This window comes from Burkholderia sp. AU16482, from assembly GCF_002223285.1.
Taxonomy (GTDB): domain Bacteria; phylum Pseudomonadota; class Gammaproteobacteria; order Burkholderiales; family Burkholderiaceae; genus Burkholderia; species Burkholderia semiarida.
In genome coordinates this window covers 511,058-532,466 of record NZ_NKEY01000006.1, presented here as the reverse complement: position 1 = coordinate 532,466, position 21,409 = coordinate 511,058, and the positions used below count along the sequence as shown (strand labels likewise).

Here is a 21,409-nt window from a genome sequence, read left to right as displayed (position 1 = left end):
TATGAACAAGAGAAAAGTGATTCCGAGTCTGCGTTCGCTCGCAGATCAAGAACGCGCGACGGCCAAGAAGGCGCGCGCATCGTGGCAGATGTTCACGATTATGGCAGAGTTTATCGAGGCGACCGAGTACCTGTCGGAGATCCGCCCGGCTGTCAGCATCTACGGTTCTGCCCGCCTCAAACCCGACAACCCGCACTACAAGCTTGCCGCGCAGATCGCGCGCAAGCTGTCGGACGCCGGCTTCGCGGTGATCTCCGGCGGCGGCCCCGGCATCATGGAAGCCGCGAACAAGGGTGCGCACGCCGGCAAGGCGCCGTCGGTCGGCCTGAACATCGAGCTGCCGCACGAGCAGGCCGGCAACCACTATCAGGACATCTCGCTGCGCTTCCGCCATTTCTTCACGCGCAAGGTCACGTTCGTGAAGAACTCGGATGCCGTGATCGTGATGCCGGGCGGCTTCGGCACGCTCGACGAACTGTCCGAAGTGCTCACGCTGATCCAGACGAAGAAGTCGCGCCTCGTGCCGATCATCCTCGTCGGCAGCGAATTCTGGCAGGGGCTGCTGCAATGGTTCCGCGATCAACTGATTCCGATGGGCCTGATCAATCCGGAAGACATGAACCTGATGCAGGTGATCGACGATCCCGACCAGGTGCTCGACGCGGTGCTCGCGTTCTACGAGGACAGCGGCGAGGAAGAAGAAGGTTCGGACGGCGACGATCAACCGCCGCGGCCTGAAGAAGACCGGATGTTCTATCTGTAACGGTCAGTGACGACAGCCGGCCCGACGGCCGGCTGTCGTGCTTTTCACGCAAAGGGCAGCGCGATCCGGTGGCCCGCCGGGCGTGACTTTGTAACGCGCTGTTAATGCCCGTTCGCCGCCGCGCGCGGTCGAATGTCAAATCCCGCAGTCGGCGCTGCGTCATGCGGCGGGATCAGCCGCACCGGCGGCCCGCCAATGTCAAATGGATGGCCCTTCGCGCGCCTGTGCACCGCCAATCCTCCGTAATAATCACGACTCGCCTTTTCCGTCGCGCGGCAGCACACTGCATTCTGTCGGCGCGGCGTTCCCCCGGTGGAGCGGCCCCCTCGCTTCCATCGCGTCGCGTCGGCCTATTCATCACGACACCACGGAAAAGAACATGCAACGCTCGCTGATCGCCCTCGCTTTCGCCGGCCTCGGCCTTTCGCTGTCCGGCCTCGCTCACGCCGTCAACGTCGACGTCAACATCGGCACGCCCGCGCCGGTCGTCGTCGCGCCCGCCCCCGTCGTGGTCGCCCCCGCACCGGCGGTCATCGTCGGCTGGCACGGCGACCGCTACTGGGACGGCCGCCGCTACTGGGAACGCCGCGAATGGGAAGAGCACCAGCACTATCGCGGGCGTGGCGGCTATCACTGCCCGCCGGGACACGCGAAAAAGGGCGAGTGCTGAGCGCCCGGGCGCGTTCACCCGCGACGCAAGGCCGCCCGCGCGATTCGGCGCAGGGCGGCCTTTGATTTTGGGTGGCGGGCCGCGAACGAAAGGCGGCGGAGCCGCTCGATTCCGGGTGGTAGGATTGCCCTCGTCCAAGGCCTGTCCCGCCACTCATGCCGCTCATCCGAATCTGGGCCGTCGACCGCGCCCTTGCGTCCGGTATCGCCGCGCCGACCGACATCCTCACGGCAGCCAACCATATCGCATCGACGATGCCACCGCATCGCACGGCTACACCGTTCCGCTGGCGCGTCGAATCGATCGACGGGCGGCCCGTGCGCACGGCGTCCGGGCAGGTCGTTCCGGTCGACGGCGCGATCGACGGCGGCAGTGCCGCCGACGCGATCTGGCTGACCGGTCCGTTCGTCGCGGATATCGACCGGCTGCTCGACAAGCCCGCCTCGCTCGCGCCACTGTTCGACGCACTGCGCCGGCAACACGCGCGCGGCACGCTGATCGCGACTTACTGCACCGGCGCGTTCCTGCTCGCGGAGGCCGGATTGCTCGACGGCCGCGTCGCCACGACGCACTGGTCGAAGGCGTCGAGCTTCCGCGCACGCTATCCGGACGTCGCGCTGCGCGCGTCCGACGTACTGACCGAACAGGACGGCATCCTGTGCGGCGGCGCGGTCACGTCGTACCAGAATCTCGCATTGCGGGTCGTCGACAAACTGGCGAGCGCGCGCGTCGCCGCGTCCGTCGCCAGGCTCATGTTGATCGACATGAATCGCGACTCGCAGGATTCGTTCATCGACCTCGACCGGATGGGCCACCACGGTCACGACGATCCGGCCATCGCGCGCGCGCAACGCTGGATGGAAAAACACTTGCGCGAACCCTTCAGCCTCGCACGGCTGAGCGACCACGTCGCGATGAGCGAACGCACGCTCCATCGCCGCTTCCGGGACGCGGTGGGCGCCCCGCCGCTCAGGTATCTCCAGACGCTCAGGATCGAAGTCGCCAAACGGCTGCTCGCGGAAACGAAGCTCGCGATCGACACGGTGTGCGAACGCGTCGGCTATGCGGACATCAGCGGCTTCCGGCAACTGTTCAAGCGCGAGACCGGCATCTCCCCAGGAGAATATCGCCGCCGCTTCGCGCGTTAGGGCCTGAAACGGCCGGGAAGCGCGATGTCGGGAATGGCATCGTCGAATGGCAGTTTCGCCACTTCGCGCGTGGCGACGCGGTTCATACACTGGGTTCACGTCTCCTTGACCGGAGCGACGCGATCTCCACCGAACCCAGGACACCATCATGCCGATGATCGATGTGACCATCCCCGAAGGCGCGCTCGCGCCGCAAGCCGAAGCACAGTTGATGAACGAACTGACCACCACGCTGATCCGCCACGAGGGGCTCGATCCCGACGATCCGCGCGTACGCGACGTGACCTGGATCTTCGTCCATCGGCCGGCGGCCGTGTATCGCGCGGGCGTCGTCGCACCTGCGCCGATCTACCGGGTCGTGCCGACGGTCCCGGAAGGGCAGTACACGGACGCCGCGCGCGCCGCGCTGATCGCCGACGTGACCGCCGCCGTCGCACGTGCGGAAGGCGTGCCGATCGACGCCGTCGCGACGCGCGTGTGGGTCTTTCCGACGGAAATCGACGACGGCTGCTGGGGAAGCCGCGGCACGGTGCGCCGGCTGCCGGACATCATGGAATATTTCGGCGGCACGACGCTGCGCGCGCTCGGCGAACAGCGCCTGGCGATCAAGCGGCGCTCGGATGCGGGCCGGCTCGTCGATGCGGTGCGCGACTCGATGCTGGAGACGGCCCGGCGTGGATCGCACGAGCCGAGCGCCGAAGCCGCGCGCTGACGCCGGGTCGCAACGGAATCGCAACCGGCCCCGCGTCACGGAAGAAAGGCATGCCCGGGTTCGCGATTGCGCGAACGTCGCGGCGCGCACCGCAACCCGGGGCCGCTGTTCACGTCACTGGAACGCCACTTCCGCAAAGCTCCGCAGCTTCCGACTATGCAGCTTGTCGAGCCCGTTCGTGCGCAGGATCTCCATCGCCTTCACGCCGATCTGCAGATGCTGGTCGACCTGCCCGCGATAGAACGTGTCGGCCATGCCCGGCAACTTCAGCTCGCCGTGCAGCGGCTTGTCCGACACGCACAGCAACGTGCCGTACGGCACCCGGAAGCGGAAGCCGTTCGCGGCGATCGTCGCGCTTTCCATGTCGAGCGCGATCGCGCGGCTCTGCGACAGCCGCTGCACGGGCTCGCGATGGTCGCGCAGCTCCCAGTTGCGGTTGTCGACGCTCGCGACCGTGCCCGTGCGCATCACGCGCTTCAGTTCCACGCCCTCCAGCCGCGTGACCTCGGCCACGCCGCGCTCGAGCGCGAGCTGCACTTCGGCCAGCGCCGGGATCGGCACCCACAGCGGCAGGTCGGCGTCGAGCACGTGATCTTCCCGCACGTAACCGTGCGCGAGCACGTAGTCGCCGAGACGCTGCGTGTTGCGCAGCCCCGCGCAGTGGCCGAGCATCACCCACGCGTGCGGACGCAGCACCGCGATGTGGTCGGTGATCGTCTTCGCGTTCGACGGGCCGACGCCGATGTTGACCATCGTGATCCCGCTGCCGTCCGCGCGCTTCAGGTGATACGCGGGCATCTGCGGCAGGCGCGGTGGCGCGGTGCCCTCGGCCGGCTCGCCGCCGAGGTTCGCGTTGTACGTGACGACGTCGCCCGGCTCGACGAACGCGCTGTACTCGCTGCGGTACGCGCGCACCTCGGGATCGTCGCTTTCCGTCATCATCGTGCGGCCGAGCTTCACGAACTCGTCGATGTAGAACTGGTAGTTCGTGTAGAGCACGTAATTCTGGAAGTGCGTGGGCGACGTCGCCGTGTAGTGGCGCAGCCGGTGCAGCGAGAAGTCGACGCGCGCGGCCGTGAACAGCGCGAGCGGATGCGGCTCGCCGGGCGCCGGCTCGAACGTGCCGTTGACGATGCGGTCGTCGAGATACGACAGGTCGGGCGTGTCGAAGATGTCGCGCATCGCGAGCAGCCGGTCGCGATCGAGTTCGCCCTCGAGATGAATGCCTTCCGGAAAGGCGAAATGGATCGGAATCGGCTGCGACGACACGCCGATCTCGATCTTGACATGGTGGTTCTTCGCCAGCAGGCGCAGTTGCTCGCGGTAGTAGTTCGCGAAGAGATCGGGGCGCGTGACCGTCGTCTCGAATACGCCGGGGCCCGCGACGAAGCCGTACGAGCGGCGCGAATCGACGTGCGTGTTGACGTCGGTGCGGATCCGCACGAACGGATAGCATGCGCGCACGTGCTCGGTAATCGCTTCGTGGCGGCGATAGCGCGCGAACGCATCGCGCAGGAAGCCCGTGTTCGTGTCGTAGATGGCGGACAGCCGCGCGACCGCGGCGATCGGATCGTCGAAAGCCTCGACCGACGGGCTTTCGGGCGACAGCACACGGTGCCGGCGGCTCAAATCGTTCTTCATTTTCATCACCTCGTCTGATCCGACGACATTACCACGGAACCCGGGCGCCTTTATGGCCGCCCCCGCGCACGCAGGGGCCGGATGGCGCGCAGTATTTGCTAAAATCGGTGGGTTCACTGGAGACTCATCATGAAGCCGCTCATTTTCGTCGCCGCTGCCGTCGCGTTTGCCGCCGCCAGCGTCGCTCACGCCGCCGGCGGCACGCCTGAGGCCGACGCGCCGGGCGCCGACGCGCAGGCCCGGGCCGAGGCCAACGAAGCCGCCGGCCTGCCCGATCTCCGCAAGATCAACCGGCCCGGCGCCGAAGTCACGTCGAAAGTCGACTTCGCGGACATCCGCCGCACGCCGAGCTTCCACGAAAAGAGCAAGAACGGCACCGAAGTCACCGAGTACCGCGACCGCGGCAAGCCGGTCGAGATCGACGTGAAGTCGAACTTCGGCACGCGCTACCAGATGAGCTCGACGCCCGACACGTCGCCGAAGCCGCACGACGCCGGCATCCCGATCACGCGCCTGCCGTCGCTGAACCTGCGCTACTGATTCCGTGGCGCGGCGCGTCGATCGCGCCGCGCCGCCCCTTCACCTGCTGTCGCGCTGCACGCCGCCCGCGTGCCGACACCCTGACCTGACGCATCCCGCATGGCCGTTTTCACCGCTGTTTCCGACTCCGATCTCGCGCAATGGATGCGCCACTACGAACTGGGCGACGTGCTGGCGTTCCGCGGCATTCCGTCCGGTATCGAAAACAGCAATTTCTTCCTGACGACGACGCGCGGCGAATACGTCCTCACGATCTTCGAAAAGCTCACGGCGCAGCAGTTGCCGTTCTACCTCGACCTGATGCGCCATCTGGCCGCCCACGGCGTGCCGGTGCCGGACCCGGTCCCGCGTGACGACGGCGCGCTGTTCGGCGAGCTGCACGGCAAGCCGGCCACGATCGTCACGAAGCTCGACGGCGCGGCCGAACTCGCGCCCGGGGTCGAACACTGCATCGAGGTCGGGCAGATGCTCGCGCGCCTGCATCTCGCGGGGCGCGACTATCCGCGCAGCCAGCCGAACCTGCGCAGCCTGCCGTGGTGGCAGGAGAACGTGCCGGCCATCGTGCCGTTCATCACGGACGCGCAACGCACGCTGCTCGAAGGCGAGCTCGCGCACCAGGCCGGCTTCTTCGCGTCGGACGACTATGCGGCGCTGCCGGCCGGCCCATGCCATTGCGACCTGTTCCGCGACAACGTGCTGTTCGCGCACGCGGCGCCCGGCACCGGCCACGACGTCCGGCTCGGCGGTTTCTTCGACTTCTATTTCGCGGGCTGCGACAAGTGGCTGTTCGACGTCGCGGTCACCGTCAACGACTGGTGCGTCGACCTCGCGACCGGCGCGCTCGACGCCGCACGCGCCGATGCGCTGCTGCGCGCGTACCAGACGGTTCGGCCGTTCACGGCCGAGGAGCGCCGCCACTGGAGCGACATGCTGCGCGCCGGCGCGTACCGCTTCTGGGTGTCGCGCCTGTACGACTTCTACCTGCCGCGCGCGGCCGAGATGCTCAAGCCGCACGACCCCGGCCATTTCGAACGCATTCTGCGTGAGCGTATCGCGCATACGCCCGCGCTTCCCGAGATCCAAACCGCATGCAACTGATCGAAGTGCCCGCCAAAACGGGCTATGTCTGGTTCCGTCAAGGCATCTGGCTGTTCCGCCGGAATCCGCTCGCGTTCATCACGCTGTTCTTCACGTACCTGCTCGCGATCACGCTGGTGTCGATGGTGCCCGTGATCGGCTCGGCGCTGCCGCTGGTGTTCATTCCCGGCATCGCGGTCGGCTTCATGGCCGCATGCCGCGACACGGTGGCCGGCAAGACCGTGATGCCGACGATCCTCGTGGACGGCTTTCGCTCGTACGGCACCATCGCGACCCAGCGGCTGCTCGCGCTCGGCGTGATCTACGTCGCGTCGATGGTGCTGGTGTTCGCCGCTTCGTCGTTCGTGGACGGTGGCGCGCTGTTCCACATGATGATGGGCGCGGCCGGCGAAGCGAACACGACGCCCGAGACGCTCGCCGCGCAAGGTGCGCTCGGCGCGCTGTTCTTCGCGACGCTGCTCTATCTGCCGGTCGCGATGCTGTTCTGGTTCGCGCCGGTGCTGGTCGCATGGCATGACGTCCCGCCCGCGAAGGCGCTGTTCTTCAGCGTCGTCAGCTGCTGGCGCAATCGCGGCGCGTTCGTCGTGTACGGCGTGCTGTGGTTCGCCGTCGCGCTCGGCACGTCGCTCGCGCTGTCGCTGCTACTGCAAGCGCTGGGCGCGGGGGCGTATGCGCTGACGATCATGATGCCGGTGACGATCATCATCGTCACGATGCTGTACTGCTCGTTCTACGCGACCTATCGCGGCTGCTTCGGCGTGCAGGAACCGGGTGCGACGACGACGATGCCGGGCCGCTGATCCTGCTTCCGGCCGGCGCATGTCGCCGGCCGCTCCGCTGTTCGGCCCCGGGTCGTCGCCGGCGCGCTTCTGATCTCCCCCCTTTTTCCATATCGACTGCCCGCCGGCCCCCTGTTCAGCCAAACCTTTTGCGCGCAAAATAATTCGTGTGCAAATCGTTCGCGCATCCGATGCGCTTCCCGAACCATGGATCGCCTGCCCGCGCTGCCCCAGACACTCGACGAGCAACTCTGCTTCGCGCTTTATTCGACTTCGCACGCGATGACGAAGGCGTACAAGCCGCTGCTCGACAAGCTGTCGCTGACCTATCCGCAATATCTCGCGATGCTCGTGCTGTGGGAGCGCGACGACATGGCCGTGAAGGACATCGCCGCGCGGCTCGACCTCGATCCGGCCACGGTCACGCCGCTGCTCAAGCGACTGGAGGCGCTCGGCTACGTCGAGCGCGCGCGAAGCGCGACCGACGAACGCGTCGTCAACGTGCGCGTGACGCCGGAAGGCCGTGCGCTAAAGGAGCGCGCGCGCTCGGTGCCCGCCGACCTCTTTTGCGCGATGCAACAGACACCCGAATTCCTGATCAGGCTGCGCGCCGATCTCCAGCAGTTGCGCGACGCTTTGTCGGCGGCCAACGAACGCTGACGCTCGAGCTCGGATCGACCGCCCGGCGTGCCGGGCTTTTTCTTCGAAATTTAATTTGCACACTAATGATTTGTGCTCTATATTTGCTTCGTGGCCGGCGACACCCCGTTGGACCGGACCGCTTTCTCCCTCTCTTCCCGACAGGAGCAGCACGATGAACATTCTGTACAAGACCAGCGCCACGAGCACGGGCGGCCGCGACGGCCGCGCGGTATCCGCCGACCACAAGCTGGAAGTAAAGCTGGCCGCGCCGCGCGAACTCGGCGGCACGGGTGCGGAAGGCACGAATCCGGAGCAGCTGTTTGCCGCAGGTTACTCGGCCTGTTTCCTGAGCGCGATGAAATTCGTCGCGGGCCAGAACAAGCAGACGCTGCCGGCCGATACGCAAGTCACGGCGGAGGTGGGCATCGGCCCGAACGACGCAGGCGGCTTCGGGCTCGACATCGAGCTGCGCGTGTCGCTGCCGGGGCTCGACAAGGCCGACGCGCAGGCGCTGGTCGACAAGGCGCACCACGTGTGCCCGTATTCGAACGCCACGCGCAACAACGTGCCGGTGCGGCTGACGCTCGTCTGACGGCCGCAGGTTCCGGCAGGACGCAAAAAGGGCGCGTGCGGCATCGTGCCGCACGCGCCCTTTTGCGCGATTCGCCGAACTGGCGGGCCGGCAAGGCCCGCGCGCGCTGCTTAGCGCGCGCCGATCGAATACGGGCGGTTCATTGCCGCGTCGCGATCGATCTTGCGCATGCGGAATTCGAGATCGTAGATGTCGGTGGCTTCGGCCAGGTACGCGTCGGCGCGCTCTTTCGCGGCCTTTTCGGCGTTCTTGGTCAGCATCAGGAAGAGGTGGCTCAGCAGGTACATGGTCGATCTCGCTGTTCAAAGGTTCTGGACTAGGGTTTTCCCGAATTATAGGGAAAACCCTAGGCTTTGACCAGCATCGATCAGACGGTGCGTCGTTCCGTCGCCACAGTGCGGCGATAGGTTTCGAAAAAGGACCAGATCATCGCGCTTGCGTCGGGGCCGACCGCCGCGTGAAACGGCACGGCTTCGTCACCGCCGGCCCACGCGTGAGCGAGCCCTTTCACGTGACACAGCCGCACGACCGGCTCGCCGTCGCGACACACATCGGTGATCTGCGCGCCCGTTTCGCGCGTCTCGACGCGCTCGCCGCCGCGCAGCGCACCGCGGCTGTCGGCAAGCCCGTTCAGGCGCATGAACTGCACGGTCAGTTGATCGGCATTCTTCGGCGCGACGACATGATCGCCATCGCCCTGGACGATCAGCACGGGCATGCCCGGATACGCACCGGTATCGACCAGCGCATCGACCGCCGCGGCCGGGTTCTGGCGCAGGCCGCGCCGCATCACGTCCATCGCGGTAATGCCGGAGTTCGCCTCGCCGAGCGCGGGGCCCGAGTGCAACGCGATCGCCGCGAAGCGCTCCGGATGGTGCAGTGCAAGAAGCGACGCGAGCCCCGCGCCGGCCGACAGCCCGGCGACGTAGACGCGCGACGCGTCGAAACCGTGCTCGTCGACCAGCGCGTCGACCAGCGACGCCACCGTGTCCGCCTCGCCGCGCCCCGCGCGGTCGGTGTCTTCATACCAGTGCCAGCAGCCGTGCGCGTGCGCGCGCAGCGACTGTTCCGGATACAGCACCGCGAAGCCGTGCTTGTCGGCCAGCAGGTTCATCCGCGTGCCCTGCGCGAATTCGTCCGCCGACTGCTGACATCCGTGCAGCATCACGACGAGCGGCATCGCGCCGCGCCGCCGGCCGGGCGGTACGTAGAGCCCGTACGCGAGGTTCTGGACCAGCCGCCCGAGCGCGGGCGTCATCGGATGTTCGCCGCGTGTCCACTCGCCCGCCGCCCATGCGGCCGCGCGCGGCCGTACGCGCGATTCGCGTGGCGGGGACAGATCGGACACGGCGGGAGAGGCGGCCTCGAGTGCGTCGCGTGCGATGCGTTGCGCATCGCGCGCGCCGCGCTTGGCGGCCGGAGACAGCATGCGTTTCATGCCGCCCAGCCACACCTTGGTCAGACTTTTGGTCATCGATCGGGCTCGCAGTCAGGAAAAATAGGGGCGCCATGAAAGCGCCGCAATGGGTGCATCGTTCAGCTTTGTGCAATGCACCATAACATTGTTTCTGGGATTTTTCCTGCGCGCCGATAGTTCCCGGCGGCGCAAAAAACGGGCCTCATGCGGACGCGGCGCTATACTGGGGTTTCGCCGCTTGTATCCGTTGTAGTCGTTCTGCCCGGCTCGCGCGTTGATTTAAGCATTCTCCCCGCCCTCGTTCGTCCCCTTCCCGATGTTCGACCTGCCCTCTCATCTGTGGATCATGATCACCGCGTTCGGCGGCGCCGGCCTGACCTTGCCGCTCGCGATCACGATTGCCGTGTGGCTCGCGCTCGGCTATTCGTGGCAACGCGCGGCCGCATGGCTCGGCGTGCTCGCGGCCGCGATCGGCGTGGTGGCGCTCACGAAGATCGCGTTCCTCGGCTGGGGCATCGGCATCCGCGCGTGGGATTTCACCGGGTTCAGCGGCCATGCGATGCTGTCGACGTCGGTGTATCCGGTCGCGATTTTCCTCGCGCTGATCCGCGCGCGCACGCCGCTGCGGATCGCCGGCATCGCGCTCGGGCTGGCGGCCGGCATCGCGGTCGGCGTGTCGCGCGTCGCGCTCGACGCGCATTCGCCGTCCGAATCGATCACCGGCTGCATCGTCGGCGCGCTCGCCGCGCTCACGTTCATCGCCGGCTCGTGGCGCGCGGTGCCGCACCGCTGGTCGGTGCCCGCGGTCGTCGCGAGCCTCGCGCTCGTCACCGTGGCGCTGCACGGCATCGCGGTGCCGTCACACCGCTGGGTCACCAAGGTCGCGCTGGAACTGTCGGGGCACGAGCGCCCGTTCGTCCGCGCGCGCTGGAAGGCCAACCCGAACTACCATCCCGCGTCGCAGCCGTCGTCGCTGCAGCGCACCGAATCGGCGCCGCATACGCTTCACGCGTGACCGGCTGCCGGGCCGCTCCTTTTCACGTCCGACCATTTCATGCACACCGCCGCATGAGCAGTATGCCGAGCGTTATAACCCGCCCTATATTACGATTACGGTTTCCTCCCGTTCAAAACGAATCCGCCATGCGCTCAACCGTCCGCCCGCTTCGCCGCACCCTGCTTCGCCTGCTGCCGCTCGCCGCGCTTGCCGCCGGGTTCGCGTTCAGCGCGCCCGCTTCGGCCGCCGACGAACTGGTCGTGTCGGCCGCCGCCAGCCTGACGAACGCGTTCAAGGCCGTCGGCGACGCGTACGAGAAGCAGCATCCGGGCACCAGGGTGCTGCTCAACTTCGGCGCATCGGACGTGCTGATGCAGCAGATCGCCAAGGGGGCGCCGGCCGACGTGTTCGCATCGGCCGACCAGAAGGCGATGGATCGCGCGGTGAACGAAAAGGTGATCGCGCCCGGCACACGCCGCGATTTCGCCGCGAACTCGCTGGTGCTGATCGTGCCGGCCGACAGCCGCGCGGCCGCGCCGACGTCGCTGAACGACCTGACCGCGCCCGGCGTGAAGCGCATCGCGTACGGCGACCCGGCATCGGTGCCGGTCGGCCGCTACACCGAGGGCGCGCTGCGCGCGGCCGGCGTGTGGGAGGCGGTCAGCGCGAAAGGCGTGCTGGCCGCCAACGTGCGCCAGAGCCTCGACTACGTCGCGCGCGGCGAGGTCGACGCGGGCTTCGTGTTCGGTACCGACGCCGCGATCATGCCGGGCCGCGTGAAAGTCGCGCTGACGGTGCCGACCCGGACGGCCATCACCTACCCGATCGCGGTGGTCAAGGACAGCCGCCACGCCGCGCAGGCGCAGTCGTTCATCGATTTCGTCGTGTCGCCGCAGGGCCAGGCCGTGCTGTCGACGTTCGGCTTCAAGCCCGCCCGGTGAGCGACTCGCGATGCAAGACGCCTGGGTCCCGCTGCTGCTGTCGCTGAAGGTTGCCGGCTGGGCGACCGCGCTCGACGTCGTGCTCGGCGTCGCGGCCGCGTTCGTGCTCGCGCGCTGGCGCTCGCCGCTGCGCGACGTCGTCGATGCCGTGCTGACGCTGCCGCTCGTGCTGCCGCCGACGGTGCTCGGCTATTACCTGCTCGTGCTGCTCGGCCGGCGCGGCGTGTTCGGCGCGTGGCTCGACACGCTCGGCATCGAGCTGGTGTTTACGTGGCAAGGCGCGGTGATCGCGTCGATGGTCGTCGCGTTTCCGCTGATTCTGAAATCGGCGCGCGCGGCGTTCGAAGGCGTCGATCCGCATCTCGAGCGCGCCGCGCGCACGCTCGGGCTCGGCGAAGTGGCGGTGTTCTTCCGCGTGACGCTGCCGCTCGCCACGCGCGGGATTCTCGCGGGGGCGCTGCTCGCATTCGCGCGCGCGCTCGGCGAATTCGGCGCGACGCTGATGATCGCCGGCAACCTGCCCGGCCGCACGCAGACGCTGTCGGTCGCGATCTACGCGGCCGTGCAGGCCGGCGACGACAACACGGCCAATTTCCTCGTGCTGGTGACGTCGATCACCTGCGTGCTGGTGCTGCTCGCGACCGGCTGGCTCGTACCGTCGCGCGCACGGCGGAGCCAACCGACATGAAGCGCGTGTGCTGTCCGCATCGCCGGTGCCGCCCAGCAGCCGGCCCGCTTCGGCGGAGGCCCGCATGAGCCTCGTCGTCGACATCCGCAAGACCTACGCGAACGCCGAGCGCCGCTTCACGCTCGATGTGTCGTTCACGGCGGCGATGCAGCGCGTCGTGCTGTTCGGGCCGTCCGGCGCGGGCAAGAGCATGACGCTGCAGGCGATCGCCGGGCTGCTGACGCCCGACGCAGGCACGATCACGCTGAACGGCGAGCCGCTGTTCGACGCCGCGCGCCGCATCGACGTGCCGACCCGCGAACGCCGTGTCGCGTACCTGTTCCAGGACTACGCGCTGTTTCCGCATCTGAACGTGCGGCAGAACATCGCGTTCGGGCTCACGTCCGGGCTGCGCAACCCGCGCGCGAGGACGGTGCCGCCGGAAGTCGCGTACTGGCTGCGCGCGTTCGACCTCGAATCGCTCGCGGGGCAATATCCGTCGCAGCTATCGGGCGGGCAGAAGCAGCGCGTCGCGCTCGCGCGCGCGCTGGTCGCGCAGCCGCGCATCCTGCTGCTCGACGAACCGTTCGCGGCGCTCGACGGCGCGATGCGCCAGCGCATGCGTCACGAGCTCGCCGAACTGCAGGCGCGGCTCGACATCCCGATGGTGCTGATCTCGCACGACCCCGACGACGTCGCCGCGTTCGGCGACCAGGTCGTGCAGTTGAGCGAAGGACGCGTGCAGGCGAACTCGCCGCACGCGGAGTGGCAGACGCGCGTCTCGTGAGCACGCGGCCGTGGCCGTGATCGTGGCGTTTGCCGCCACGTTGGAACCCGGGAGAAGCCGCGTCGCGACACATGCCGATAGCGGAAAACGAAGCCGGTGCGATGCGCACGCGGGCGGTAGCGGCTTCGCCCCGTTCCTCGCACGACGGGCGCCGGCAAGCGAGTGCCGCGCTCGCGCTGCCCGCCGGGTCAGCCCGTCACCGCCAGAATCACGCTCGACGCCTTGAACAGCGCGATGGCCCGCCGGCCCGCGTCGAGCTGCAACGCATCGACGCTGTCGTTGGTCACGACGGCCGTCAGCGTTCCGCCGCCGTCGAGCGCCAGCGTCACCTCGCTGTTCACCGCACCCGCCGCGACGGCTTCCACGCTGCCGTGCAGCCGGTTGCGCGCGGAAACTTTCAGGTCGGGCCCGCCATCGTCGACCGCGAGCACGACCCACGACGCCTTCACCAACGCGCACGCGTGCTCGCCTTCCCGCAGCCCGAGCGCGTCGGCGCTTTCGTGCGTCAGCACGGCGACGACGGCCTGCCCGCCAGGCAGCACAAGCGTCACCTCGTCGTTGACGGTGCCGCGCACGATCGACGCGACCTTGCCGAACCACTGGTTGCGCGCGCTCGTCTTCATCCCGATCCGGCCGATCAGCGCCCAGTCGACGTCGAAGCCGGCAACGGCCGCGCTCGCGGCCTCGATGAAGCGGCGATGCTCGCGCTCGATCGCGCGGAACGCGGCGATCAGCGACGTCGCGCGCGGCGTCAGCGTCGTGCCGCCGCCGCCCTTGCCGCCCGTCGAGCGCGCGACGAGCGGCTCGCCGGCGAGATTGTTCATCGTGTCGACCGCGTCCCACGCGGCCTTGTAGCTGAGGCCGACGGCCTTGGCCGCGCGCGTGATCGAACCGGTGTCGCCGATCGCCGCGAGCAGCGCGATGCGCGTCGCGCCGCCGAGCGTCTGTTCGCCGGCGCGCAACCACAGCTCGCCGCTCAGTTCGAGCGGTCCGGCGGACGAGGAAGAAGGCGGGGCGTCGGTCATCATCGGCATGCGTATGGAAAACGGGCGGCCATTATAGAGGCGGCGCTCAGCCCGGCTTGCCGTCGAGCTTCGGCGGCCGCAGGCTGGCCAGCAGCGCTTCGGCGTCGCGCGCCGCGCGCTGTTCGAGCGCGGCGCCGTAGCCGCGCACGAAGCCGAGCTGATACGGCGGCGCCCCCAGTTGCTCGAGATGGTGAAGCGCGACCATCGCATCGTTCGCCTCGCCGAGCACGCCCTGCACGCGCGCCAGCGTCTTGACCGTCTCGTTGCGCGTGCGGCGCGACGCCAGCGACGTGAAGAATTCGAGCGCGTAACGCAGCCGCTTCGCATCGATCCGCACCTGATGGCGTGCCGCCGTGTCGAGCGACGTGAGCGACGGCGAGCCGTAGAGATGACCGAACAGCCGCCGCACGCGCTTGGTCGCGTGACGCCGCAGCGACGGCGCGTCGTCGCCGTCGGCCGCCGGCAGCGCGAGCGCGCTCAGCCATTCGAGCCAGCCGAGCGTCAGCCGCGCATAGCGAGCCGAATGCAGCGCCTGCCGCAGCTCGACGCGCGCGGCCATCGACTGCGCGCGGGCGGCATCGAGCGTGCCGTCCCAGTCGCCGCCGCCGCCGTCGGCCGCGATCAGCGCAGGCAGGCTCTCGGTCGCGAACACGTCCCAGTCGCGCACCGTGCCGAGCAGCGCGGCGAGCCAGCGCAGGTCGACGCCGAGCGTGTCCTTCCATCGACGATCGGTGAAGCGCGGGAAGAAGCGCATCAGCGTGCGCAAGCGGCGCAGCGCGACGCGCATCTGGTGGACGAATTCGGGATCGTCGCGATCGAGCACGCCACGCTCGTTGCCGAGCCACTGCGCGGTGATGTCGCCGGACAGCGCGAACAGCGCGGCGCGCTGCGTGCGGATGCCGGTCAGGTCGACGGGCCGCGCCTTGACCAGCATGGCGGCCACCGGGCCGCCCGCACAGGCGCGGTCGATCACGCTCGTCAGTTGCACGAACGCGGGCCACGCGCCGCTCAGTTCGCGCGCCGCGGCGAACAGCGCGTGCAGCGCGGCCGTGCGCGCGGCCACGGTGTCCCAGTCGGGCGCGGCCAGGCGCAGCTCGACGTAGCGGCGCGGCGGCTCGCCGCCGCCGTGCAGCGTGATGTCGTCGAGCGTCATTTCGACCACGACGCCGCTGTCGTCGGCCCAGCGCCCGCGCCGCCGTTCGCTGACGATGCGCGGCGCCGATGCCTGGGATCGCGCTTCGTCGGTGTCCGGTGCAACGCCGTCGATTTCGGCGGCCGACGCCGGTATCGGCAGCGGCGTCGCGACGACGATGCCCGCGTGCTCCGCGTCGAACAGCTCGCGCTGCGTGACGCCGGGGGCGAACGTTTCGGTGCGCGACGCGACGACCCGCGTGCCATGCGCGTTCGATTCGACCCAGGTCCACCAGCTCGCGCCGGGGCTGCGCTCGGCCTCGTCGATCTGGCACGGCTCGATCGTCACGCGCTCGTGGCCGCGCCGCATCCGGACCTGCGGGCAGATCCGCCACGCACGCACGAGCTCGGCGCCGAAGTCGCGCTGCGCACCGCGAGTGCGGCCCGCGCCCTTTCCCGGCCATCCTTCCAGCGACAACGACAACACGATTTCCAGCGCACGCGACATGGAGGCTCCCGCACATCAAGGATCGCCGGCGCATCGACCGCGCCGGCGTCGCTCGTGAAGCAGCTTCCATAGTACACGCCGCCCAAACGCGCAGGCGCCGATCCGGCCCCGTCGCGCCGTGGCGGATCAAGCCGGCGCGTCAGACCGCGTATTGCGCGATGCCGTTGCCGAACGACCAGTTCTCCTTCAGCACCTCGACAAGACTGATGAAGACGTCTTCCTGCCGCACGCCCGGCTGTTGCGCGAGGTTCTCGGCGATCGTCCGGTACAGCGCCCGCTTCTGCTCGAGCGTGCGCGTGTTGTTCGCGGTGATCTGGATCATCACGAGATCGTCGCTGCGTTCGATATCGTAGTAGTGGCGGCCGAACACGAAGTTCTCGGCCGCATGCTCGGTCACGACCATGAAGATGTCGTCCTCGGGCACGTTGAACGTCTGCATCAGCGCGCGATGCACGCCGTCGACGAGTGCCGCGCGGTAGGCGGCCGGTTTGCCTTCGCGTACGGCGATACGGGTGAATGGCATGGTCCTGCTCCTGTCGGTGAATGACGTTGAAGAACGAAAACACGGCGTCAGGTTAGGCCCGCCGATCTATAATGAACAGTCATTGATCAATATTTCATCCATTTTCATTGGAAATGAAAGTACTCGATCTCGATGCCGTCCGCGCGTTCGTGCTGGTCGCCGATCTCGCGAGCTTCACGCGCGCCGCCGATGCGCTCGGCACCACGCAATCGGCCGTCAGCCTGAAGCTGAAACGATTGGAAGCCCACCTCGGCAAGCCGCTGCTCGCGCGCACGCCGCGCATCGTCAAACTGACCGCCGACGGCGAGCATTTCCTGCCGGCCGCCCGTGCGCTGCTCGACGCGCACGAGCATGCGCTCGGCGCGATCTCGACCGGCACGGTGCGCCTGTCGCTCGGCGTCAGCGAGCACGTCGCGGTGCCCGACCTGCCGGCCGTGCTCACGAGCCTGCACCGGCAGGATCCGGGGCTGTCGCTGGAAATGCATCTCGGGGCGTCGACGAGCCTGCTCCCGCAATACGACGAACGGCGGTTCGACGCGGTGATCGCCCGGCACGAGCCCGGCGAGGATCCGCCGCGCGACGACGGCACGCCGCTGTTCACCGAGCCGCTGGCCTGGCTCGCCGCGCCCGACTGGGCCCCGCGCGCGGGCGAGCCGCTGCCGCTCGCGGTGCTGGCCGGCCCCTGCGGCGTGCGGGCGGCCGCGCTGCGCGCGCTCGACCGCGCGGGGCTGCCGTGGCGCGAGCGCTTCACGGGCGGCGGAGTCGCGGCGGTCTCGGCCGCCGCCGCGGCGGGGCTGGCCGTCTGCCCGCTCGCGCGGCGCGTCGCCCCGCGCACGCTGGTCGACGTCGGCGCGAAATTCGGGCTGCCGGTGCTGCCGCAGTCGCAGGTCGTGCTGTATTCACGGGTACGCGACGCCCGCGCCGCCGCCGCGCTGCGCAGGTTTGCCGACAGCCTGGCAATCTCGGCGTAAACTAGCGGCCCCGCCGCCCGTAATCTCCAGACGAATGCCGATGAAGCCCGACGCCCGCAAGCACCTCCGCGCCAACCTGCTGATGCTCGGCGCCGCCGCGATCTGGGGCTCCGCGTTCGTCGCGCAACGCCTGAGCCTCGACGTGATCGGGCCGTTCCTGTTCACCGGGCTGCGCTTCCTGCTCGGCGCGCTCGTGCTGGCGCCGCTGCTGATGCTGAATCCGGCGTCGCGCGCGCAGTTCGCGGCGATCCGCCGCGGCCCGGCGCGGCTGCTGCCGGGCCTCGCGCTCGGCGGGCTGCTCGCCGTGTCGATCTCGCTGCAGCAGGTCGGCCTGCAATACACGCGGATCGCCAACGCCGGCTTCATCAGCTCGCTGTACGTCGTGATCGTGCCGCTGATGGGCGTGTTCGCGCGGCACCGGATCGGCGCGGGCACGTGGTTCGGCGCGTTGCTGGCCGCGATCGGCCTGTATTTCCTGAGCATCGACGAGCACTTCTCGGTGCTCTACGGCGACTGGTTCCAGCTCGCGGGCGCCGTCATCATCGCCGCGCACGTGATGGCGGTCGGCCATCTCGCGAAACGCCACGATCCGCTCGTGCTCGCGTTCCTGCAGTTCGCCGTGTGCGGCGTGGCGTGCCTCGCCGTCGGCCTGGCGGTCGAGCCGGTCAGCGTCGCGATGCTGCGCGGCGCGCTGCCCACGCTGCTGTACGGCGGGCTGCTGTCGGTCGGCGTCGGCTATACGCTGCAGGTCGTCGCGCAACGCGACGCGGCGCCCGCGCACGCGGCCGTGATCTTCAGCATGGAAGGCGTGTTCGCGGCGATCGCCGGGTGGGCCGCGCTCGGCGAAACGCTGACGCTGCGCGCGCTCGTCGGCTGCGCGCTGATGCTGGCCGGCCTGCTCGCGTGCCAGTTGCTGCCGAACGGCGCCGCGCGGAAAAAGGACGAGGACGCGCTGCCGGCGTGATCGCCACCGTCCCTATAATGACGATTCGCGTGACCCTTACGCCAACCGTTTCCGACAGGCCAGCTCCGTGACGCCCCATTCCGTCGATCCCGCCGCCGACCTGCTGCGCGAACGCGCAGCGCACTACGCCGCCCAGGCGGCGCTGTTCCTGCGCGACCAGGCGCTCTCCACCGCGTCGCACGACCTGCGCAGCCCGCTGAATGCGATGCACAGCTGGGCCTACGTGCTCGAACGCCAGCTCGCCAATGCCGATCCGAACCTGCAGCGCGCGCTCGCGGGCATCCGCACCGGCATCGACCAGCAGGTCGCGCTGATCGACGACGTGCTCGACGCGCCGCGCGCGCAAACGCGCACACTCGCGCTCGCGCCGCAGCGGTTCGCGCTGCGCGCGCTGCTCGACGACACGCTGGCGCTCGTGCGCTTCGCGCTCGCCGACGCACGCGAGGTCGCGCTCGACGCGACGCTGCCGGACGGCGAGCCGTCGCTCGCCGTCGATCGCGAACGCGTCGCGCAGGCGCTCTGGACCCTGCTGACGACAGCCGTCGAGGCCAGCGCCGCGGGCAGCCGCGTCGCGTTCGCATGCACGCGCGACGGCGCGCAGTTCACCGCGCGCGCCACGTGCACCGTGAACGCCGACGTGCTCGTCGATCCCGCGCGGCCGCACGCATTCGAATCGTTCGCGCGGCGCGAAATGCTGCGCGAGCGCGACGCGAAACGCAGCGCGTGGACGCTGGCGCTGTGCCAGCGCGTCGCACTCGCGCACGGCGGCACGTTCGCGCATGACGCGTTCGCCGACGGCGCGCCCGCCACCATCACGTTCTCGATTCCGTGCGAGGCGCCGGTGTAAGCGGTCGGCCGCCCGAAACATTACAACTTCCTTTCCGGGCCCTATACTGACGGGCCTGTCATAACCGGAGCGATTCTTTGTTACAGATCTTCGCGCTCATCGGCGCGTTGTTCCTGGTGGCCCTGAACGGGTTCTTCGTTGCGGCCGAATTCGGCCTCGTCAAACTCCGCGCAACGCGCGTCAAGACCCTCGCCCGCAAGCACGGCCTGCGCGGGCGCATCCTCGGCCTCGTGCACGGCCGGCTCGACGCATATCTTTCCGCGTGCCAGCTCGGCATCACGCTCGCGTCGCTCGGCCTCGGCTGGGTCGGCGAACCTGCGTTCGCGCAACTGATCGGCCCGCTGCTCGACCTGATCGGCGTCGAGTCCGAACGCGTCGTGCACCTGATCTCGCTCGTGTTCGCGTTCTCGCTGATCTCGTTTTTGCACATCGTCGTCGGCGAACTGGCGCCGAAATCGATGGCGATCCGCCAGTCGGAGAAGGTCGGCCTGTGGGTCGCGCTGCCGCTCTACGCGTTCTACTGGGCGATGTATCCGGCGATCTGGGTGCTCAACACCAGCGCCAACGCGGTGCTGCGGCTCGCGGGGCTGTCGGCCGACCACGGCGGCGACGCGCACTATTCGACCGACGAGCTGAAGCTGATCCTGCGCAGCCGCCGCAGCGCGGCCGGCAATGCGGCGCAGCCGGCGCGCGGCACGTACAGCAACGACGAGTGGAACACGCTCGCGCATTCGCTCGATTTTTCGTCGATGACCGTGTCGGACCTGATGCGGCCGGCCCATGAAATGATCGGCCTGCGGCGCGACCTGCCGCTGCCCGACAACATGGAGATCGTCGCGCGGCACCGCTTCAGCCGCTATCCGCTGTTCGAGGATGCGTCGCGCGAACAGGTGAGCGGGCTGATCCATCTGAAGGACCTGCTGCTCGCGCGTCACGCGGGCGCCGCGCTCGAGGATCTCTCCGACTACGTGCGCCCGGTCCAGTACGTGAAGCCCGATACGCCAGCGCTGGAGCTGTTCCGCCGCTTCCGCAAGGGCGCTCCGCACTTCGCGCTGGTCGGCAACAAGGGCGAGAAGCCGATCGGCTTCCTGACGCTCGACAACCTGCTCGGCGCGCTGGTCGGCCAGATCCACGACGAATTCCGCCAGGGCGACGCCGACTGGAGCCGCCTCGACGACGGCACGCTGATGGGCAAGGGCAGCCTGCCCGTCGTGTCGCTCGAGCAGGCGCTCGGCATCGACATCGACGAAGGCCGCGCGGAGTCGGTCGGCGGCCTCGTGATCCAGGCACTCAGCGACCTGCCGACCGAAGGGCAGCGCGTGTCGTTCGACCGCTTCGACATCGTCGTGAAGAAGATGAACGGGCCGCGCATCGTGCTCGTGCGCGTCTATCCGAAAATCGCGAAGGAGGCCGACGAATGACGGCCGCGCGTCGCATCGCGCGATGAACGCGCCGCTGCCGCGCTGCTGCGTGATCACGCCGGAACCGGCGTCCGCGTCGGCGGCCGATCGGGCCGCGTTCCTCGACCGGCTGTCGGCCGTGCTCGCGCGCGGAGAAACGCTCGTGCAACTGCGCGTGAAATCGCTCGACGCGGCCGCGTTCGCGTCGCTGGCCGCCGCGGCGCTCGCGCGCTGCGACGCGGCCGGCGCGCACCTGATGCTGAACGGCCCGATCGAGGCAGCCGGCGTGATGCGGCTCGACGGCGCCGGCTGGCATCTCGACGGCGCCGCGTTGCGCGCTGTCGCGCAACGGCCGCTGCCGGCCGGACGATGGGTGTCCGCCGCGTGCCACTCACCGGAAGATCTGCTGCTGGCCGCGCGCGCCGGCGCGGATTTCGTCACGCTGTCGCCGGTGCTGCCCACGTTGAGTCATCCCGGCGCGCCGACGCTCGGCTGGGCGCGATTCGGCATGCTGGCCGCACAGGCCGCGATGCCCGTGTTCGCGCTCGGCGGCCTGACGCACGCACACCTCGACGACGCGCGCCGTCACGGCGCGTACGGGATCGCGGGCATTCGCGGGTTCTGGTAATTCGGCCCCCTCCGGCAG

24 protein-coding genes are annotated in these 21,409 nt (G+C 69.0%); 18 read left to right on the top strand and 6 right to left on the bottom strand.

Annotated elements, in window-relative coordinates:
* Nucleotide 1: 1 nt before the first annotated feature.
* From CFB35_RS19755 to CFB35_RS19740, 4 genes are all read left to right on the top strand, one after another.
* Nucleotides 2-763: a TIGR00730 family Rossman fold protein gene (locus tag CFB35_RS19755; RefSeq protein ID WP_059582942.1), complete on the top strand. Its 762-nt coding sequence runs from the start codon at nt 2-4 to the stop codon at nt 761-763.
* Nucleotides 764-1,142: 379 nt separating this feature from the next.
* Nucleotides 1,143-1,433 (top strand): hypothetical protein, encoded by a 291-nt coding sequence (locus CFB35_RS19750; RefSeq protein ID WP_059582944.1) that lies wholly within the window; start codon nt 1,143-1,145, stop codon nt 1,431-1,433.
* A 155-nt stretch (nt 1,434-1,588) separates the two neighbouring features.
* Complete coding sequence (locus CFB35_RS19745; protein ID WP_089465468.1) at nt 1,589-2,581, top strand: GlxA family transcriptional regulator; 993 nt, start codon at nt 1,589-1,591, stop codon at nt 2,579-2,581.
* Nucleotides 2,582-2,729: 148 nt separating this feature from the next.
* A complete protein-coding gene (locus CFB35_RS19740; RefSeq protein WP_089465467.1) occupies nt 2,730-3,293 on the top strand; it encodes a Tautomerase enzyme in 564 nt (187 codons plus the stop codon).
* A gap of 114 nt (nt 3,294-3,407) precedes the next feature.
* Here CFB35_RS19740 and CFB35_RS19735 read toward each other — a convergent pair whose 3' ends face one another.
* On the bottom strand, nt 3,408-4,934 hold the full coding sequence (locus CFB35_RS19735) for an AMP nucleosidase (RefSeq protein WP_011548157.1): 1,527 nt from the start codon (nt 4,932-4,934) through the stop codon (nt 3,408-3,410).
* 129 nt (nt 4,935-5,063) lie between these two features.
* Here CFB35_RS19735 and CFB35_RS19730 point away from each other — a divergent pair, with 129 nt between their 5' ends.
* The 5 genes from CFB35_RS19730 to CFB35_RS19710 all read left to right on the top strand — a co-directional run bounded on the left by CFB35_RS19730 (nt 5,064) and on the right by CFB35_RS19710 (nt 8,585).
* Complete coding sequence (locus tag CFB35_RS19730) at nt 5,064-5,474, top strand: hypothetical protein (protein ID WP_059582953.1); 411 nt, start codon at nt 5,064-5,066, stop codon at nt 5,472-5,474.
* Between the two features lie 99 nt (nt 5,475-5,573).
* Nucleotides 5,574-6,572: a homoserine kinase gene (locus CFB35_RS19725; RefSeq protein ID WP_060967771.1), complete on the top strand. Its 999-nt coding sequence runs from the start codon at nt 5,574-5,576 to the stop codon at nt 6,570-6,572.
* A complete protein-coding gene (locus CFB35_RS19720) occupies nt 6,563-7,372 on the top strand; it encodes a BPSS1780 family membrane protein (RefSeq protein ID WP_089465466.1) in 810 nt (269 codons plus the stop codon). The genes CFB35_RS19725 and CFB35_RS19720 overlap by 10 nt, the downstream gene beginning before the upstream one ends.
* Nucleotides 7,373-7,558: 186 nt before the next feature.
* A complete protein-coding gene (locus CFB35_RS19715) occupies nt 7,559-8,011 on the top strand; it encodes a MarR family winged helix-turn-helix transcriptional regulator (RefSeq protein ID WP_059582960.1) in 453 nt (150 codons plus the stop codon).
* A 154-nt stretch (nt 8,012-8,165) separates the two neighbouring features.
* A complete protein-coding gene (locus CFB35_RS19710) occupies nt 8,166-8,585 on the top strand; it encodes an organic hydroperoxide resistance protein (protein WP_059582963.1) in 420 nt (139 codons plus the stop codon).
* Between the two features lie 110 nt (nt 8,586-8,695).
* Here the strand turns inward: CFB35_RS19710 and CFB35_RS19705 are convergent, their stop codons facing one another.
* Entirely contained in the window at nt 8,696-8,872 is a 177-nt protein-coding gene (locus tag CFB35_RS19705) for a DUF3563 family protein (RefSeq protein WP_069618521.1), read from the bottom strand.
* 80 nt (nt 8,873-8,952) lie between these two features.
* Entirely contained in the window at nt 8,953-10,059 is a 1,107-nt protein-coding gene (locus CFB35_RS19700; protein WP_089465465.1) for a PHB depolymerase family esterase, read from the bottom strand.
* Between the two features lie 259 nt (nt 10,060-10,318).
* Between CFB35_RS19700 and CFB35_RS19695 the strand changes: the two genes are divergently transcribed.
* The 4 genes from CFB35_RS19695 (at nt 10,319) to CFB35_RS19680 (ending at nt 13,394) form a co-directional block, all read left to right on the top strand.
* A complete protein-coding gene (locus tag CFB35_RS19695) occupies nt 10,319-11,017 on the top strand; it encodes a phosphatase PAP2 family protein (protein ID WP_089465464.1) in 699 nt (232 codons plus the stop codon).
* A gap of 128 nt (nt 11,018-11,145) precedes the next feature.
* Entirely contained in the window at nt 11,146-11,940 is a 795-nt protein-coding gene (modA, locus tag CFB35_RS19690; protein WP_089465463.1) for a molybdate ABC transporter substrate-binding protein, read from the top strand.
* Nucleotides 11,941-11,950: 10 nt separating this feature from the next.
* A complete protein-coding gene (gene modB, locus CFB35_RS19685; protein ID WP_089465462.1) occupies nt 11,951-12,628 on the top strand; it encodes a molybdate ABC transporter permease subunit in 678 nt (225 codons plus the stop codon).
* A 64-nt stretch (nt 12,629-12,692) separates the two neighbouring features.
* Nucleotides 12,693-13,394, top strand: coding sequence for a sulfate/molybdate ABC transporter ATP-binding protein (locus CFB35_RS19680; protein ID WP_089465461.1), 702 nt, complete (start codon nt 12,693-12,695; stop codon nt 13,392-13,394).
* A 188-nt stretch (nt 13,395-13,582) separates the two neighbouring features.
* Here the strand turns inward: CFB35_RS19680 and CFB35_RS19675 are convergent, their stop codons facing one another.
* From CFB35_RS19675 to CFB35_RS19665, 3 genes are all read right to left on the bottom strand, one after another.
* Nucleotides 13,583-14,419: a TOBE domain-containing protein gene (locus tag CFB35_RS19675; RefSeq protein ID WP_089465771.1), complete on the bottom strand. Its 837-nt coding sequence runs from the start codon at nt 14,417-14,419 to the stop codon at nt 13,583-13,585.
* 46 nt (nt 14,420-14,465) lie between these two features.
* Entirely contained in the window at nt 14,466-16,058 is a 1,593-nt protein-coding gene (locus tag CFB35_RS19670; protein ID WP_089465460.1) for a CHAD domain-containing protein, read from the bottom strand.
* A 139-nt stretch (nt 16,059-16,197) separates the two neighbouring features.
* Nucleotides 16,198-16,581 (bottom strand): tautomerase family protein, encoded by a 384-nt coding sequence (locus CFB35_RS19665; RefSeq protein WP_059639120.1) that lies wholly within the window; start codon nt 16,579-16,581, stop codon nt 16,198-16,200.
* Nucleotides 16,582-16,694: 113 nt separating this feature from the next.
* Between CFB35_RS19665 and CFB35_RS19660 the strand changes: the two genes are divergently transcribed.
* From CFB35_RS19660 to CFB35_RS19640, 5 genes are all read left to right on the top strand, one after another.
* Nucleotides 16,695-17,552 carry a LysR family transcriptional regulator gene (locus CFB35_RS19660; RefSeq protein ID WP_089465459.1) on the top strand — a complete coding sequence of 286 codons (858 nt, stop codon included), beginning with the start codon at nt 16,695-16,697 and terminating at the stop codon, nt 17,550-17,552.
* Nucleotides 17,553-17,592: 40 nt separating this feature from the next.
* Nucleotides 17,593-18,516, top strand: coding sequence for a DMT family transporter (locus CFB35_RS19655; protein WP_089465770.1), 924 nt, complete (start codon nt 17,593-17,595; stop codon nt 18,514-18,516).
* A 67-nt stretch (nt 18,517-18,583) separates the two neighbouring features.
* Nucleotides 18,584-19,363, top strand: coding sequence for a sensor histidine kinase KdpD (locus tag CFB35_RS19650; protein ID WP_089465458.1), 780 nt, complete (start codon nt 18,584-18,586; stop codon nt 19,361-19,363).
* Between the two features lie 77 nt (nt 19,364-19,440).
* Entirely contained in the window at nt 19,441-20,784 is a 1,344-nt protein-coding gene (locus CFB35_RS19645) for a hemolysin family protein (protein ID WP_060311320.1), read from the top strand.
* A 22-nt stretch (nt 20,785-20,806) separates the two neighbouring features.
* Entirely contained in the window at nt 20,807-21,391 is a 585-nt protein-coding gene (locus CFB35_RS19640) for a thiamine phosphate synthase (protein WP_089465457.1), read from the top strand.
* The last annotated feature ends 18 nt before the right edge of the window (nt 21,392-21,409 follow it).